Annotated in this window: 16 protein-coding genes; 10 read left to right on the forward strand and 6 right to left on the reverse strand. The window is 38.2% G+C overall.

Annotated features, from left to right (window positions below; all coding sequences use genetic code 11):
• Positions 1-10 precede the first annotated feature (10 nt).
• A complete protein-coding gene (locus ABT310_RS04545) occupies positions 11-2,047 on the reverse strand; it encodes a T9SS type A sorting domain-containing protein (protein ID WP_375325560.1) in 2,037 nt (678 codons plus the stop codon).
• 284 nt (positions 2,048-2,331) lie between these two features.
• Between ABT310_RS04545 and ABT310_RS04550 the strand changes: the two genes are divergently transcribed.
• The 8 genes from ABT310_RS04550 (at position 2,332) to ABT310_RS04585 (ending at position 9,948) form a co-directional block, all read left to right on the forward strand.
• Positions 2,332-2,511: a hypothetical protein gene (locus ABT310_RS04550; protein WP_375325561.1), complete on the forward strand. Its 180-nt coding sequence runs from the start codon at positions 2,332-2,334 to the stop codon at positions 2,509-2,511.
• Positions 2,512-2,629: 118 nt separating this feature from the next.
• The gene (locus tag ABT310_RS04555) at positions 2,630-3,139 is read left to right on the forward strand and encodes a hypothetical protein (RefSeq protein ID WP_375325562.1); all 510 of its coding nucleotides are present in this window, start codon (positions 2,630-2,632) and stop codon (positions 3,137-3,139) included.
• A 138-nt stretch (positions 3,140-3,277) separates the two neighbouring features.
• Entirely contained in the window at positions 3,278-4,117 is an 840-nt protein-coding gene (locus ABT310_RS04560; protein WP_375325563.1) for a DUF5694 domain-containing protein, read from the forward strand.
• A gap of 159 nt (positions 4,118-4,276) precedes the next feature.
• Positions 4,277-6,463, forward strand: coding sequence for a DUF5916 domain-containing protein (locus ABT310_RS04565; protein WP_375325564.1), 2,187 nt, complete (start codon positions 4,277-4,279; stop codon positions 6,461-6,463).
• A gap of 119 nt (positions 6,464-6,582) precedes the next feature.
• Positions 6,583-7,416, forward strand: coding sequence for a helix-turn-helix domain-containing protein (locus ABT310_RS04570; RefSeq protein ID WP_375325565.1), 834 nt, complete (start codon positions 6,583-6,585; stop codon positions 7,414-7,416).
• Positions 7,417-7,500: 84 nt separating this feature from the next.
• Positions 7,501-8,046, forward strand: coding sequence for a cupin domain-containing protein (locus tag ABT310_RS04575; protein ID WP_375325566.1), 546 nt, complete (start codon positions 7,501-7,503; stop codon positions 8,044-8,046).
• Between the two features lie 186 nt (positions 8,047-8,232).
• Positions 8,233-8,880 carry a hypothetical protein gene (locus tag ABT310_RS04580; RefSeq protein WP_375325567.1) on the forward strand — a complete coding sequence of 216 codons (648 nt, stop codon included), beginning with the start codon at positions 8,233-8,235 and terminating at the stop codon, positions 8,878-8,880.
• Between the two features lie 315 nt (positions 8,881-9,195).
• Positions 9,196-9,948 (forward strand): class I SAM-dependent methyltransferase, encoded by a 753-nt coding sequence (locus tag ABT310_RS04585; protein ID WP_375325568.1) that lies wholly within the window; start codon positions 9,196-9,198, stop codon positions 9,946-9,948.
• Positions 9,949-11,095: 1,147 nt separating this feature from the next.
• Here the strand turns inward: ABT310_RS04585 and ABT310_RS04590 are convergent.
• The 4 genes from ABT310_RS04590 to ABT310_RS04605 form a co-directional block, all read right to left on the reverse strand.
• On the reverse strand, positions 11,096-11,944 hold the full coding sequence (locus ABT310_RS04590; protein WP_375325569.1) for a pseudouridine synthase: 849 nt from the start codon (positions 11,942-11,944) through the stop codon (positions 11,096-11,098).
• 61 nt (positions 11,945-12,005) lie between these two features.
• Positions 12,006-12,911 (reverse strand): geranylgeranylglycerol-phosphate geranylgeranyltransferase, encoded by a 906-nt coding sequence (locus tag ABT310_RS04595; protein ID WP_375325570.1) that lies wholly within the window; start codon positions 12,909-12,911, stop codon positions 12,006-12,008.
• Positions 12,912-12,923: 12 nt separating this feature from the next.
• A complete protein-coding gene (locus ABT310_RS04600) occupies positions 12,924-13,862 on the reverse strand; it encodes a mevalonate kinase (protein WP_375325571.1) in 939 nt (312 codons plus the stop codon).
• Positions 13,863-14,000: 138 nt separating this feature from the next.
• Positions 14,001-15,086, reverse strand: a complete 1,086-nt coding sequence (locus tag ABT310_RS04605) for a diphosphomevalonate/mevalonate 3,5-bisphosphate decarboxylase family protein (RefSeq protein WP_375325572.1) — start codon at positions 15,084-15,086, stop codon at positions 14,001-14,003.
• A 91-nt stretch (positions 15,087-15,177) separates the two neighbouring features.
• Between ABT310_RS04605 and ABT310_RS04610 the strand changes: the two genes are divergently transcribed.
• Positions 15,178-15,654 carry a TspO/MBR family protein gene (locus ABT310_RS04610; RefSeq protein ID WP_375325573.1) on the forward strand — a complete coding sequence of 159 codons (477 nt, stop codon included), beginning with the start codon at positions 15,178-15,180 and terminating at the stop codon, positions 15,652-15,654.
• A gap of 43 nt (positions 15,655-15,697) precedes the next feature.
• Here the strand turns inward: ABT310_RS04610 and ABT310_RS04615 are convergent, their stop codons facing one another.
• Positions 15,698-16,231 (reverse strand): DUF1697 domain-containing protein, encoded by a 534-nt coding sequence (locus tag ABT310_RS04615; RefSeq protein WP_375325574.1) that lies wholly within the window; start codon positions 16,229-16,231, stop codon positions 15,698-15,700.
• Between the two features lie 60 nt (positions 16,232-16,291).
• Between ABT310_RS04615 and glpK the strand changes: the two genes are divergently transcribed.
• Positions 16,292-17,788 carry a glycerol kinase GlpK gene (gene glpK / locus ABT310_RS04620; protein WP_375325575.1) on the forward strand — a complete coding sequence of 499 codons (1,497 nt, stop codon included), beginning with the start codon at positions 16,292-16,294 and terminating at the stop codon, positions 17,786-17,788.
• Positions 17,789-17,803 lie beyond the last annotated feature (15 nt).

Below are 17,803 nucleotides of genomic sequence, written 5' to 3' on the forward strand. Positions count from 1 at the left end.
CATTAATACATTAATTATATAATTTGAACGACAAAATCCTATTTGAATAACTAAGGTTCAAAACATAGTAACCACTAGAAAGACCATTTAAATCAAAATTAAATACTGATGTATCCCCCGGAATCTTTTTTTGTTGAACCAATTTTCCACTTAAGGAATATATCTCAAAGATTGGGGTTTGTTCAATATCCAGTCCACTTAAACTATAACTTCCATCTTGATCTTTCAATAAAACTATTTTATCCAACAATATTGTTTTGTTGACGACTCCTTGACAACCTTTATCGGTTGAAATTAAGACGTTGTTAATTCCTTTGCTCAAAGGGATTTGTATTGATTGGGCCATATTTGATTCCGTCTTAAAACTATATTCAACTCCATTAACTTTTACGAAATACATAGTAGCGCCTTGTACTGTAATTGAAGCTTTTTGACTGTTATCGTCTATTATAACTTTCCCTGTACTCGAAATTGATTCCACATTATTAATATTCACCGAAAAGCATCTGGAGGAATATTCAGGAATATCCGAAATTCCAACACATATTTGATAAGTCCCAGGTTTCAACTCACTCTCAACAAAAGTCTCAACATTGGAGATGCTTGTATAGGATCTAAAAAAATTATCGTCTCCAATAATTTCAATGGTATAGGGATAGTCTTTCACAAAATCGATTGTTATAAAACCATCATCTGAATCTGTACAACTCAAACCTGTAACTTTGATCAAGATATCCTCTGCCCCTATATCTACCAACTGAACTGGGGAACAACCATTTTCATCAACCGATGCTCCCATCGGAGTATCAGGACATAAATCAAAATCGTTCCAAACACCGTCGCCATCACTGTCTGGTGCACCAATTAGCATATTTTCAAACCAAAAGACTCCCACCGATGTTGTTTGAAATATATCCTTGTCCCCATCGTTGTCCAAATCCGCAACTTGAACACTATATCCAACGGTTTCTACATCATTTAAAGTTCTTCTATTGCCAAAATTACCGCCTCCCAAATTTTCCCAAACGTGTAATGAAGGTAAGCTGCTTGAATATGTGGCAACGACAATATCAGAATCACCATCATTATCCAAATCTTCTATTTTAATATCAATAGCAGTGTTGCTATCTAATTCGTAGGGTATGTTTTGTTCATTCGTAAACTCTAAATCACCCATGCCTTTGAACCAATGAAGAAAATCGGTTTTAGAGTCCAAAACAGCAGTGGTGAGATCCAAAAATTGATCATCATCAATATAACCAAGACCTATCCTATGAAAATTATCACTAGTGATATTGGAGATATCTTCAATCTGAAAATTTGCCGCACCATTATTTACACCCAATTTGATATCAGTCAAAAATTCAATTAAGACCAAATCATCCAAATCGTCATCATTTATTTTAGCTTTTTTAAAATACCTATATACCCCTTCAAGCAATAACTCTTTATCGGAAAATGTACCAAATCCAGTATTAGGCCAATACCATATGGCATCTTCAACAGTACCTGTAAAATCAAAACTATAGCTTAAGATATCATCGAAACCATTATTATCAACATCCATCAGTATTATTGATGCCGATCTTAATGCAACATTTTCTTCAATGACAATTGGGTCACTAAACCCTTGATTTTGATTGTTTGGCCACCATGCTAAATCGTGGGTCTCGTATTCAAAACCTCCCGTTGTTGCCTTATCAAATTGTATTGCAGCGACAATATCAAGAAAACCATCATTATTAACATCCAAAACATTTATATCATCCGCATGCCCGTTTAAAAATTCTTCTTTGCTCTCGTGTACTGGCACATATGTGCTAAAATCACCATCGCCATCATTAAACCAAACTGAAATACCAGGCCCTGGAATTGCCCCCTTGCGAAGTGTAACTATATCCAAATCACCATCATTATCTAGATCGGCGACCCTAGAACCCCTGACATTTTTAAGGGAATTATTAATTGTATGTTTAACAAACTGCTGAGAACTAACTATTGAGACATGTATTAGACAAATACAAAAAATTATTGCTTTGGGTTTCATAAATCTGATTGGTAATTAAACCGAACAATATAATTAATTGTAAAAAAATTACTACTAAAAGATCGTTCAAAATAGTTTAAAGAATGCTTAATTACCAATAAAGTGATTTCGTTCCAATCTTAGTTAAATAGAGTTATTTTAACCACACATTATGGGATCAGCAAATCTTTTAGAAATCATAGCTTCTCTGGTAAGTGTTCACAAAAAACCCATCACTTTTCATCTAACTGTAACAATCTAAGCACTTCATTCTCCTTACAAGAAAACCATAACCATGTACCGTATTGTTTTCTTTTTTGTATTTGCTTCCTCCTTTGCTTTTGGACAAACCCAATTACAACCGCCATCCGAATTTTATCCCAAACAAAAAAGAAAGCTTGGAGGTAGAGTTTGAGGGCCAACCCGAATCGATTGTTTTGGATCCCAACGAGTGGACGTTGTTTGAAGATATGGTGAAATTGTAGTGTTCGTCAATTCAAAAAGGGTATTCATCAATTAACCAAAATTCTTCAATTTCTTTAAAATAACTTGAATACAGGTTCTCTAAATCTAGAGAAAGGATATTAAAAATGATATGTATTCATGTACAACAAAAACTTAAAATTAATACTTCATTTATTCGTCATTTTATGTAACCTGACTATAGGTATATCCTGCAAAAGCAAAAAAATCACCTTTCATGAATCATATAAACTTTTACTGAGACAGGAATTTGGAATAACAAAATTACATAGAAAAGGTAGGGTTCAACTTCAAAATAATCAATTGAATATTATAAAGGAGGGACTTAATAAAATTAAAACAGACTCTAAAACTATAAATTTTAATGCCCATTTTACTGGCGAAGAAATTCAGAATTTCATCCAAAAGGACACTAATGAATCTTTTTTAGTTATTTCCGAATGGAATTTGAAAGACAATGAACTAATTATAACAACGACTGATTTCCAAGGCAATTTTAAAAGTCTTTATTCCGAAGCATATATTTTAGGGAATAAAATGGGTTTTTATAGCGATATAAAAATTGACAGTCTAGGTCTAAAAATGGAAGAATGGGGAGAAATCAATAGAATAAATACCAATTCAAACTGAATTGTTTAACTTTTAAAAATTAATATTAAAAGTTTTCAATTTTGACAATTTCCACTAAGTTGATATAGAATTTTATTCTAAATTTCTCAAACTGTAACAATCCAAGCACTTCATTCTCCTTACAAGAAAACCACAACCATGTACCGAATTATTTTCTTTCTTGTATTTGCTTCCTCCTTTGCTTTTGGACAAACTCAATTACAACCGCCATCCGAATTTTATCCCAAACAAAAAACCAAAGTGTTGGTGGTGGGGTCTTTTCATTTTGATTTCCCTGGGTTGGACCAGTTAAAATCAGCCGATGAGAACAAAATTGATGTCCTCAAAGAACCCAAAAAGTCGGAATTGGAAGATTTGGTGACCTACATCAAAAAATTTAAGCCCACTAAAATTGCGATTGAGGCCCGCGCAAACTGGAACACCATGAAAAAGTATGAGGCGTATAAAAATGGGGAGCATCGAGACAACCGAGACGAGCGCTACCAATTGGGCATGCGAATCGCTATGGATATGGGATTGGATTCTGTTTACGGCATTGACACTTGGTCTTTGAGCGATGATCTTTATAAAAAAGATTCCGTTTTCTTAAAATCCTTGGTCGGAGATGTAAACTGGGAAATGGAAGACCCGTATTGGACATATGCCGAGGCCTATTTTGAACATACCGATAAAATGATGAAGCCAATACATTTATTGGACTACTTCAAATACATGAATACCCGTGAGGCGCACAACGCCAATTTTGGCCTATATCTTACGGGAAGTTTTGCCACTGGCGGATTACAAGGCGCGGATTATTTATCCATTTGGTGGTACAATCGCAATGCCCGAATATTTTCAAAATTGGTACAGATCACCGAAAGCCCTGAAGAGCGAATTTTGGTAATTTTTGGCAACGGTCATGCTGCAATTCTGCGACAATTGTTGGAAGCCTCGCCCCAATACGAATTTGTGGAGTTTAGTAATTTGGAGGAGTAGTAAAATAAGTTGGACTTTCAATTTGAAATCATTTTTCAAAACCTCAAAAACGCCGCTTCAAATCGCACCTTAATTATCCAATCATTAAAATAGTAGCTAATAATCTATTTCATTGTTAAAAAATAAAGGAAATCCTTATTTTTGCCGCACAAACTAACAATGACGAACAAACGCATAGCCCCCCACCTTTTTGTTGTTCTTTTCTTTGGTGTCCAAAGTCTTTTTGCCCAAAAGAAAAATGCGGATTTCAACATTCACATCAACAAAACCACCGAAACCTTTACCATAGATGGTAAGGGAGACGAAGAAACATGGAAAACTGCCGAACCGGCCCAAGATTTTTATATGGTTCTCCCCATGGACGACCGAAAAGCCACCCAACCCTCGGAAATTAAAATGGCCTATGATGATAAACACATCTACCTTTTGGCCACTTTTTTTAAAACACCAGGGAACACCTATGTGGTAGAATCGCTTCGAAGGGATTTTTCTTTCGGAGGAAACGACAACTTTTTATTGTTCATGGACCCCTTCAACAACCTTACCACAGGATTTAGTTTTGGGGCCAACGCCTATGGCGCACAGTGGGACGGCACCATGTCCAACGGTGGTAGCATTGACCTGAATTGGGACAGTAAATGGGTTTCGGAAGTGCAGGTTCTTGAAGATAAATGGGTGGTAGAAATGGCCATTCCATTTAAATCCATCCGCTATGAAAAAGGCGTGAAAGAATGGGGCATCAACTTCTCCCGACTGGATTTGAGCACTAATGAAAAATCGAGCTGGACGCCAATACCGAGGCAGTTTCCGACCGCATCTTTAGCGTACACAGGAAATCTGATTTGGGACAACCCACCCCCTAACCAAGGTTTGAATTATTCCATTATCCCGTATGTTTTGGGAACTGTGGGCAATTCAACCATCGAAGATTTGGAATATGACAACGAAGTAAAGGTAGGCGGTGACATAAAGCTCGGTCTTTCTTCTTCCTTGAATTTGGATTTAACCCTAAATCCAGATTTTTCGCAGGTGGAGGCTGACCGACAAGTGGCCAACTTAACGCGTTTTGAGCTCTTTTTCCCTGAGCGTAGACAGTTTTTCCTTGAAAATGCCGACCTCTTTGCTAGTTTTGGTTACGAAACGGTGCGACCTTTCTTTTCCAGACGCATTGGTTTGGGTGTTCCCATTATTGCCGGAGCACGTGTGAGCGGAAACCTCAACCGCAACCTCCGTTTGGGGTTGATGGACATGCAAACGGACAAAATGGACGAAAATGGATTGCCAAGTCAAAACTTTGCAGTGCTTTCGTTGCAACAAAAAGTGTTTTCCCGTTCCAACATTGGGTTTATGTTCGTGAACAAGGAGTCGTTGAACTACAATGCGCTTTCGGATAGTTTACAGACTGAATACACAAAATTCAACCGAAATTTAGGGCTTGAATACAACCTTGCCTCTGCCGACAACAAATACAACGGTAAAGTTTTTATGTTGAAGTCCTTTGGGCCAGACTCGTCCTATAACGGAATTGCACAAGGAGCCCATTTAGCTTACAATAGCCGTAAATGGAATTGGAGAATTCAAGAAGAATATATATCTGACGATTTTGTATCTGAAGTGGGCTTTGTTCCACGAAATAATTACATCAAATTTAGTGGTTCGTTGGGCTACCAATTTTTGCCAGCAAGTGAAAAAATAGTGAGCCATGGACCAAAATATACTGGGTTTTACTTTTTTGACCCGAGTATGAACTCCACCGATTATGTTACCATTTTAGGTTATGAAGTGAATTTTTTGGACAGAAGCTCTGTGAGTCTCGATGTTTTTAACGAATATGTACAGCTTTTGGCTCCTTTTGACCCCACGAATACCGGTCAGGAGGAATTGGAGGCAGGCACCCAACACCATTGGAATGGCGTGTATCTGCAATACCGTTCCCGACCTAAAAGTCTGTTCACTTATGAATTTACAAGTAGACTTGGGCGTTATTTTTCTAGTGGATATCGCACCAATTTAAATGCGCAATTGGGGTATCGTTTTCAACCCTACGCACGTTTGGGAGCTACATTAAGTTATAATAATTTGGATTTACCAGGTCCTTGGTACACCACCGATTTTTGGTTGGTGGGCACTGAGGCGGACATCACCTTTTCCAATAAATTATTCTGGAACACTTTGTTTCAATACAACGAACAGAATAATAATTTTGGCATCAACTCTCGATTACAATGGCGTTATGCACCGGCGTCTGATTTGTTTTTGGTGTTTAACAACAATGAGCAGTTATCTCCTTTAGAAGGGAATTTATGGTCCTTGACGCTTAAGTTCACGTATTGGTTTAATAAATAGAATTTTAACCTTACAGCTTCATCCAATCACCTCTGAACGAAGGCTCTTGTTTTTATTCCCGTTTTTTTCGATATTCACTAACTGTGCTCGGCCACAAATGAATATCAACCAAATAAACAATGCCTCAATTGTTGTGGTATTGGTCAGACATGAATCCAGACGCTATCAACATTGCACAAATAATACATGAAACGACCCAAAAAGAAAGGGCTAATGATTATGCGGTATGTTGGATAAAAAATGAGGTCGATGCCATTGAGATTGACCACGTGCAGTACAAAAATGTGTCCAACTCCATTTATTTTTTAAATCCAAAAAATCAATGGAAGGTTATTAAAAATAACAATAGCTCTTCTTGCGGTTATGTGTTGTACCTAAACCCAGAAGTACTGAATAACCCGTTGCTAAGCAACCTCCATATCAATCAAGTCCGAATTTTTAATGGTGGTGAAATTCCATTGTTTAAATTGAGCCCAGGTATCGAAAAAAGAACCCAGTCCATTTTAGAAATGATCGATGAGCTGCTGGGGTCTCAACTTAACCATAAAGACGATGCGATACTTTCGTTGTTGAATACCTTTTTTGTGTATTGCGACGGGCAGTGCAATATTAAATCCATAGCCTCCAATAACGGCTCCAAAACCAATGTGGTCTACAACTTTAAATCGTTGGTGGACAAACATGTATACAAATATCATGAAGTAGCCCACTATGCCGACTTGCTGAATATATCGCCAAAATATTTAAATGAGTGTGTGAGGGAAGTACTGAATGTAGGCTCTAAAACCATTATTATAGAGCAACTGCTGATGCGCTCCAGACACGCCTTAAAATTTTCCAGCAAGACCATTAAAGAAATCAGCTTTGAATTGGGTTTTACTTCCCCCGATTATTTCAGTTATTTCTTCAAGACCCATACAGGAATTACCCCTTCTGCCCTTAGAAATAGTTAGTAGCGCCCATAATCTAGGGATTTACCGAGGTTTTCACATTGCACCTAATAGGCTTGTAGGCCTAATTTGTGGTAAACTTTAATTATGGACAGAAAAAAATTTATCAAAACCTCTGGTATGGGATTAGGGTTGGCCCTTATGCCAGGATTGATTCAGGGGCAAAACCGTGCTTCAAAAAACAATGTTACATCGACCAACGACCCTAAAATAATAAAGGAAACCGAAGGTAATGTACTCCATGTCATTGGAGATGTACAAACCCATAAAATATCTGGAAAAGATACTGGGAACCAAATTGTGGAATGGGTGAGCAATGTGGAACCCGGTGTTGGCATTCCCCCTCATATTCATACCAAAGAAGATGAAATTTTTAGGGTGGTCAAAGGAGAGGTAGAGATTATGGTTGGTGGAAAGACCACTTTATTAAAGGCTGGAGATGTTGCCTTTGCGCCAAGGGATGTGCCACATGCTTGGACCGTTGTGGGCACTGAAAAAGCCCAAATAATAGCAAGTGCTTTTCCTGCGGGGATAGAAGATATGTTTGCCGAATTGGCAAAGTTGCCTCCCGGGCCACCGGATTTTGGCAAAGTGGCAGAGATTTGCGCCAAACAGGGAATCAGTTTTGTTTAACAACGCTTCGAAATACGCTACAAACGGTTTGATGTAAAAATCAAGCCGTTTTTTGTTTTACCCCAACCATCAATCCATATGGGGCATTCGTCAATTGGGCGAGTCGTGACCTCAACTATTTTATGATCTTACGGAAAAACAATGCAACACCAATTGAGGTTGCACAATAATTAATTCTTTAAAGTCATGAAGTATAGTCTGTTTATGCTCGCCTTTTTACTGGGTACCATTGTGTATGGCCAATCGTACTACAAGGCAGAAATTATTTTTGCCAATGGCTCTACGCAAATAGGATTTGCCAAAGTTCCAAACGGAAACCAGAAAATGGTAAGTTTCAAAAGTTCCGAACAAGAGAACCCCACTAAAATTAAAAGCGATGATCTAAAGCACATCATTTTTACATTGGACGATGGCACCCAATATGTCTTGGAAAGAAACGCCATAAAAATGCAATTGACCCGTAAGAATGGAGAACTATACACGAATATCACCAAAAAGAAAGGCTGGTTGTTACTGGCCAGGGCCGATAAAAAATTGAATTATTACACCGCAGGGCAACGATACAAGATTGATAATGATGGAGATTTTAATATATCCAGTTCTGGTCAAGTGGGATTCACGGGTATTGGCTATTATTTTAGGCGACCCAGCGAGGATGTGGTAACCTATATAACAGCCCAAATGTCAGGTTTTCAAATTGGGCACGAAAAAAGTTTCAGAAACGCAGCCTCAACCTATTTCAGCGATAACAAAGCGCTGGCCAAGCGAATAGAGGATGGTGAGTTTAAAAGCAAGCAATTGGATGAGGTGTATGAGTTGTATATTTCTAATTAAAGTAATTCATATTTAAAAATAATTTGGATATCGTGGGACAAATACTATGGTTCGCAATTCCTTTTACACCATTGTTCACAATTCCCATTATTTGGAAATTAAGCAACAGTAGAAAAATTTACAGAATCCTCTGGGGACTCGGATTAGCTCTAATTATGTCATTGATACTATATCTTTTAAGCATATCTATAGTTTTTAGAAACGGCATGGGAGCCTCATAAATCAATATCCATCAACCCAAAAGGGGCATTCGTCAATTAGGGACTTTGCCAACAACACATTTTCCTGATCTTCATTTTTCAATTGTTTTGAGATATGAAGAATCCACCCATTTTTTCTTTAAAAGAAGTTCGTAAAAGAAGAAAAGAAAAACAGTTTAAAGGAGACAAAGTTGTATGCTGCATCTGCAATGCAACCTACCGAGAATTCGGTGTCTTTGGAAAACAGAACAGACAAAATGCACAATGCCATAATTGCGGATCCCTTGAACGTCATCGGCTCATCTGGAAATATATTCAGGATAAAAATTTGCTTGAACAGACCATCCGTTTACTCCACTTTGCACCGGCCAAGGCTTTTTATGAATCATTTTCGGCTTTGGAAAATTTGGAGTACCATCCATGTGACCTCTATCCTGACCTTTATAAATATGGGGGAAAGGTAAAAATTCATCAGGTCGATATCACTGAAATTCCATTTGAGGACAACCATTTCGATTTCATATTGTGCAATCATGTTTTGGAGCATATCGAAAACGACCACCTAGCCATGAGTGAATTGTATAGGGTAATGAAACCAGGGGGTGCAGGTATTTTTCAAGTTCCATTGGATTATAACAGGGAACATACCTTCGAAGATTTTTCCATCACTTCCAAAAAAGGGAGGCTTAAGGCATTTGGACAAAAAGACCATGTGCGGTGGTATGGACAAGATTATAAGGAAAGATTAGCAAAAATGGGCTTTCAAGTTACCGAAGAGGATTTTGTTTCTTCTTTTTCTGCCGAAAAACAATTTCGATTTGGGTTGGACTCGAAGGAGAAATTTTATTGGTGTAATAAACCCAAATAAAAACTTCATCCATCAACCCAAAAGGGGTATTTATCAATTGAAGGTGAATTTTATCCATAAAAAATTTAACTTCAATTATCTGTCGCTAAAGCGTCATTAAAACGACGTTTAGCTTAATAGTTAGCAATAATTAGGAGGCATAATGAGTAGTAGAAATATCGTTTTAGTATTACTAATAACCAAAGGTGTTTTATCATTGATATTTACAATCAAAAATTTTTCCACACCGAACTGGATAGTAGATCTTTCTTTACCAAGTATTTATGATATTAGTTACCTCATTAGAAGGCTTTTTAACTATTTCGCCCTTATATTTCTGATTCTTGGCGTCTTTGAATGTATTAAGAATCGAAAAGTTGTTTTCTCAGATAAATTTCTTTACCCTACTTACTATTATTGCTTAAAAACATTGTTTTTTTTAGTAGGACTTAGCTTAGCTAATTTACACGAGAGTTTAACTTCATTCCTCAGTTTTTCATTTGAACGAATATTGATTGTTGCATTTCTGATAGCTACAGTAATTCATTTTGGATTCTATTGTAGAAAAACTGAATCTACTAAAAAGACCAATTCAGTAAGTAAGTTCGGGAGATTAAAGAATTGGTTACTAGATATTCTACACTTAGTGCCTCTATACTTAATTCTTGTTAACCCTTTTTTTATACACCCGAAAGAGATCATCGAATTTAGGTTTGAATTTCTCTATTCAAATCCAACCCTAATTTTAGCATTACTGATGTTCATATATTACTTCCTTTTTGAGTTAATTTTTAGTCAAACAATTGGCAAACTTCATAACAAGTCCTTTGTTAGTTGTGAAAAAAATCGATTCGAATCAATATTTTTAAGAACTATTTCAAGATTTATTCCATTTGAACCACTTTCTTTTTTATTCGATAAAAAAGGGTGGCATGATAAAATCTCTAAAACGAAAGTAACTATTGATAACAGAAGATAAATAAACATAGGGCTTATCGGCAATCCGAAAGCTCAGTGGATTCTTGCAAGTCCGCCAAGAATAATTAAATTTAGTTCCGATAGCTATCGGAAGGTCTTGGCTTGTAGGTCAAGGAAAGTGTGTTGCTTTTTATTCCCTACGTTTTTTATCAAGACGATAATTGCAGAGACAATTTAACACCTACCTTCCCTACTTAATATTCTTCAAATTAATCACTTCCTGCTCAGTCAAATGTCGCCAATGGCCTCTAGGCAAATCCTTTTTGGTAAGTCCAGCAAAAATTACCCGATCCAGTTTAGTTACTTGGTAGCCCAAATGCTCAAAAATACGGCGCACAATGCGGTTACGTCCACTGTGAATTTCTATCCCCAATTCACGTTTAGGAGCCCCTTGAATAAAACTGATACTGTCCACATTAATCGGTCCATCTTCCAGTTCCAGACCCTCTTCAATTTGGTGAAGATCACGAAGACTTAGCGGATTGTCCAAATGCACATGATAAATCTTACGTACCCCATGTTTTGGGTGGGTCAATTTTTTGGTAAGGTCGCCATCATTGGTGAACAATAACAGTCCTGTGGTGTTCCTGTCCAATCGGCCAACGGGCATTAAACGGTTTTTTGTGGCACTGCTGATCAATTCCATCACGGTTCTCCTACCCTTTTCATCACTAGTTGTGGTGATAAAGTTCTTGGGTTTGTTCAAAAGAATGTATTCTTTTTTCTCCAAACTTAGGCGTTTGCCATCAAAACGAACATCATCGGAGCGTTTTACCTTATACCCCATTTCGGTAACAGGTTTCCCATTTACGGTCACATTCCCGGCTGCAATATAGGTATCGGCCTCTCTACGCGAACAAATCCCCGCATTGGCAATATAGCGGTTCAATCGAATCTCATCGGGATTGGATTTTTTCTGGGGTGCATTTTGTTTGGGCTTTGGTCTTGAAGAAAAATTCTTCCCAAACGGTTTTTGTGAATTACCCCCTCGGGTAGGTCTTGCAGGTCTTCTGCCTCTGTTGTTGTCTGATTTCGCCATCAGTCGTAATTTTTTGCAAATGTACTCTTTTTAAGTTCCAAAAAACCTAAAGCACAAAGAATTACAAAATTCTGTTCAATACCACATCAACATCAATCAATAAAATACTTAAAACACCAGCCACAATAATGAATTTGAGAATGTTATGCAGCCATACATAATGCTTCTTTGCCTCGGCCTTCCATAGTAAAACCAAAAAAAGCACCAATAGCAGAATACAGCCGGAAAAGTAGAGGTACATATAGCCCACATCAAAGGTTTTAATGAGCAACAATGCGGGAATCAAGGTGAGTACAATCAGCAATCCGATTATTGTTTTTGAGGTTTTTGGTCCGTAAATTATGGGTATGGTCTTGTAATTTTGGGCGACATCACCTGGCATACTTTCCAAATCCTTAATCATTTCGCGAGCCAAAATCAATAAAAAGAGGAAAATGGCATGCACAAAAATCACGGTTTGAAAATTACCATAGTACACAAATACCACAAAAAAAGGTGCGATGGCCAAGGTGGAGGAAACCAAATTTCCGATGAGAGGGATCCGTTTGAGCTTGTGGGAGTATATCCAAATGCCAAAAATATAGGCCGAAAAGAATAGTACTGCTCTAAACGAAATATAACTGGCGGCAAAAACAGCCACAAAATTCAAAATAAAATAGGTAGTCAACTTAAACCGTTGACTCACCAAGCGGTCGAGCATACTTTTGGTGGGTTTGTTGATCAAGTCCTTCTCCGCATCGTAAAAATTATTGATGATGTAACCACTGGCAATGGTCAAGGCCGAAGCTGTTACGATTAAAAAAAGGTTGAGGTCCAAAACCACATCGCGCAAAGGTGTATCGGGTGCCAAAATATAAATGGAGGCCAGATATTGGGCCAATGTAATCACCAAAATATTGTAGCCACGAACCACAGAGAACAGACTCAATAGCTTAAACAGCAAGAGTTTGTTTTTTCTGCTTAGCATGAATAGCTTTTTTTAGAAGTTGTAGACCACTTCCAATTTGTGGCCTTTAAGGGCAGTTTTCGCTTTTTCAAGATCTTGGGTGAAGCCCAAAATATATCCACCACCGCCAGAACCACATAACTTAAGGTAATAGTCGTTGGTTTCTATTCCTTGTTGCCATAGCTGATGGAATTTGGAAGGAATCATAGGCTTGAAGTGATCAAACACCACGTGTGAAAGTTGTTTTAGATTTCCGAAAAGCGATTTTACATTGCCGCTCAAAAAATCTTCCACGCAAGCATCTGTATGCTTCACAAATTGGTCTTTTACCATATTTCTGAATCCTTCTTGCTTCATTTTTTCCATGAAAATCTGAACCATAGGAGCAGTTTCTCCAGTGATGCCACTATCCAGCAAGAACACAGCTCCCTTTCCTTCGGTATTTTGGGAAGGAATACTGGTAGATTCAATATTATCTTGTGAGTTGATCAAGATGGGTAGACTCAAATAACTGTTCAAGGGATCCAAACCAGAAGATTTTCCGTGGAAAAAGGACTCCATCCTACCGAAAATCTTCTTCAACAATAACAATTTATCACGGGTAAGGTTTTCCAAAACAGTGATTTTATCGTTGGCGTAGCGATCATAAATGGCAGCGACCAAAGCACCACTACTTCCTACTCCATATCCTTGGGGAATGGAACTATCAAAATACATTCCATTGTCGATATCTGTTTCCAAAGCAACCAAATCAAAAGAAACCAAGTTCTCCTCTTCTTGCTCTAAATTTCTCAAATATTTGGCAAAACCCTTAAGGCTCTTGTTCGAGTTGCGGGCCATTTCGGAATCGTTTTTATCCGATTTCAAGGCTCCCTTAAAAAAGTTGTACGGTATGGAAAGCCCTTTGGAGTCTTTTATGATACCATACTCTCCGAAAAGTAAAATCTTGGAATAAAATAGTGGACCTTTCATATGCTATTGCTAAGATACAAACTATTTTGTTTGATTTTTAATCAAAATCGATAAACAAAACCATTTGATCTGTAAAATCCTGTATTGTTGTCAAAATTCTAGGCAAATAACGCAAAAAAATGGCTTAGCTGTTCATTTTTAACCCTTTATTTTAACAGCGCCCTTTCCTACTTGGTCGTTGATATATTGACCGTTTTCACAATATTGGGCCAATTCTTCAGCTATAAATTTTAAAACTTCTTTTTTGTGTTCTTCAGGATACAACACATGAACATTGGCGCCAGCATCCAAAGTAAAACAAACGGGAACCTGGGTTGTTTCACGATATTCCCAAATCTTGTTGATGATTTCCAAGGTATTGGGTTTCATCAAAATAAAATAGGGCATGCTGGTCATCATCATGGCATGCAAGGTCAAAGCCTCGCTCTCCACTATTTTGATAAAGCCTTCCAAATCCCCTTGTTCAAAAATTGGAATCAATGCATCCAAATGATCAAACGCCTGTTTGAACCTGGTTGTAGCATACGGATGACCATGCATTAAGTTGTGACCCACCGTACTGCTCACCTGTTTTTCCCCTTTATGTACCAAAAGAATGGTATCGCAATAACTTTTAAATACGTCATGCACTTCAAACGGATATGGAACTCCAAATTCATCGGAACTGTTTGGAATATTTTGATGGGCGCCCCATTGCACCAAATCTCCTTTAACGCTTCTACAGGCACTTCCTGAACCCAATCGGGCCAAAAAAGATGCCTTCGCATAAAACAAATCTTCTTCAATTTCAGGATTTAGCTGCTTTTCAATATCCATTAAACACATGGAAAGGGCAGCCATGCCACTGGCAGATGATGCAATTCCACTGCTGTGTGGAAAGGAATTGGAGGTTTTAATCTGAAAATGGTACTGCTTTAAAAATGGAAGATATTTTTCCACACGTTCAAAAAATGTATGGATTTTAGGCTTAAAATCTTCCCTCAGTTTTCCCTCAAACAACAAATCGAAAGAGAAGTTTTCCTCTTCTTTTTTCTTTTCAAAAGACATTGTGGTGGTGGTTGCACAGGTATCCAAAGTAAAACTGACAGATGGGTTTGCAGGAATCTGAACTGGTTTTTTACCCCAATATTTCACCAAAGCGATATTACTGGGCGCCTTCCAAGTAACCGAACCAGAATTTGGAAAATTGGAATAGGATTTGGGCAAAAAATCTTGTTCTGTCATACCAAGGATGTTTGGGCAAATATACGGAGCAGGCCACATTCAGGGAATTGGATTGAAATAAATTATTATTTTAGTCAAAGTTGCGCCAACCATGAAAAAAAGAATTGTATATATAGCGATAAGTGTTGCTGTTTGTCTAGTAATAGGCTTTTTATCTGGCATAGCCACGCAAAGTTCTGTAAACGACTGGTACGTAACACTGAACAAACCTTCCTTTACCCCACCAAATGAACTTTTTGCTCCAGTATGGACTCTCTTGTACACATTAATGGGTGTTTCGGCTGGTGTGGTTTGGTCCAAGGGATACCACCATATTTGGGTAAAAACAGCTTTGTACCATTTTGTTTTTCAATTATTGTTGAATGCCCTTTGGAGCATAGTTTTTTTCGGTTTGAAAAACCCCTTTGGCGGAATGATCGTAATCTTAGCATTGTTGACCATGATCATATTGACCATCAAATGGTTCAGGGTCATTAGCAAAGCTGCTGCATTTATGATGGTCCCCTATCTACTCTGGGTAGCCTTTGCTGCCGCGCTGAACTATAAAATTTGGGAGTTAAATCCTTAGAAAACTCAAGTTCACGGCCAAACTCAAGGTTACATCAATTCATTTACACCATTTCCAATAGTTTTTGCATCGTCTTTAAATTACGGGTGGTAGCTTCCACTTTCAATTTTTTCTCAATCAAGTTATTGTTGAGTTTCGCCTTCCCATATCCCTTTTTACACAGTAAATAGACACAATTATCCGAAACAAGAAAATCTTCATGTTCAAAATTTAATAGATTGAATTCCACGGTTAAATCTGAGTCAGGTTCTTGTTTGGGGAGCACAAAATATAAATTGTTGTCCTCCGCCTTACCCTTAAAAGGATTGTTCTTAATTATTGAATCAATTTCTGTGGCCTTCAATACCAATGTAGGCACTTCAAAACCGTAATGCTTTTGGATAGTGGTAAAAATTAATTGTTCAATTTTTGATTTTTCCTGCTCCTCACATTCAAAAACAACATTTCCACTTTGAATGTAGGTGCTCACATTTTGCAGGCCGGAAGCTTCCAAAATTGCTTTCAAATCTGCCATTTTAATTTTCTTTTGACCACCAACATTAATTCCCCTTAAAAGGGCAACAAATCTTTTCTCCATAATTAGCTCACTGTTACTCAGATTAAATTTATTAAATTCAAGCGCACATAAATTACCAAAATGAACCAATATATCCTTGCCTTGGACCAAGGCACCACGAGTTCCCGTGCCGTAATTTTTGACAAAAAAGGGACTATTATTTCCATTGCCCAAAAAGAATTCACCCAAATATTTCCTCAACCTGGATGGGTGGAACATGATCCCGATGAAATTTGGTCTACCCAAGCTGGGGTCGCAGCCGAAGTGGTAAGTAAAAAAGGACTGAAAGCCGACCAATTGGCGGCCATAGGAATTACCAATCAGCGTGAAACCGTAGTGGTTTGGGACAAAAATACAGGTCAGCCTGTGTATAATGCCATAGTTTGGCAAGACAAACGTACTGCCGATTATTGCGACACCTTAAAAAAGGATGGTAAATCGGTAATGATTCGAGAAAAAACGGGATTGGTCATCGACTCCTATTTTTCGGCCACCAAAGTAAAATGGATTTTAGATCATGTGGAAGGTGCTCGTGAAAAGGCCGAGGACGGGGATTTGGTACTCGGAACCATAGATTCTTGGTTGATTTGGAAAATGACCGAGGGCAAGCTCCATATTACCGATGTAACCAATGCCTGCCGCACCATGTTGTTCAACATCAATACGATGGAATGGGATGACGAATTACTGGAACTGTTTACAATTCCCAAAAGTATGCTTCCACAGGTAAAACAATCCAGTGAGGTTTATGGGAATACCTGCCCAAATTTCTTTGCCTCTAAAATTCCGATTGCGGGGATTGCCGGTGACCAGCAAGCTGCTTTGTTCGGGCAAATGTGCACCCAAAAAGGGATGGTAAAAAATACCTACGGCACAGGCTGTTTTATGTTGATGAACATTGGTGAAAAACCCATTATTTCCGAAAACAACCTTTTAACCACGGTAGCTTGGAAAATCAATGGAAAGACACACTACGCCCTTGAAGGAAGTATTTTTATTGCTGGAGCCGTAGTGCAATGGTTGCGGGATGGATTGGGCATTATTAAAAAATCGTCCCAAGTAGAACAATTGGCCACTTCGGTTGATAGTTCGGATGGTGTGTATTTTGTGCCTGCATTTGCTGGACTCGGAGCACCCCATTGGAACCAACATGCCCAAGGCACCATTTTTGGACTTACCCGCGGAAGCACCGATGCGCATATTGCACGGGCCGCATTGGAATCCATTGCGTACCAAACCATGGATATCTTAAAAGCAATGGAAGCTGATTCTGGAATTTCCATTAAAGAACTTCGCGTGGATGGAGGCGCTACCGTTAACGATTTATTGATGCAGTTTCAAGCTGATGTGTTGAACACTACCACGGTTAGACCCAAAATTGTTGAGACTACTGTGATGGGCGCGGCTTATTTGGCCGGATTGGCCGTGGGTTACTGGGAGAATCCTGCTGAAATTCAGGATATATGGCAATCTGATGTGCATTTTACGCCAACGGAAGACCGAGAGACCATCGAAAAAAACATTAAGGGTTGGTACCGAGCCATTAAAGCTTTGGAATTCTGGACCGAAACCGAATAACATTTCCTTTCATAC

The organism is Flagellimonas cixiensis (assembly GCF_042134615.1).
GTDB lineage: Bacteria > Bacteroidota > Bacteroidia > Flavobacteriales > Flavobacteriaceae > Flagellimonas > Flagellimonas cixiensis.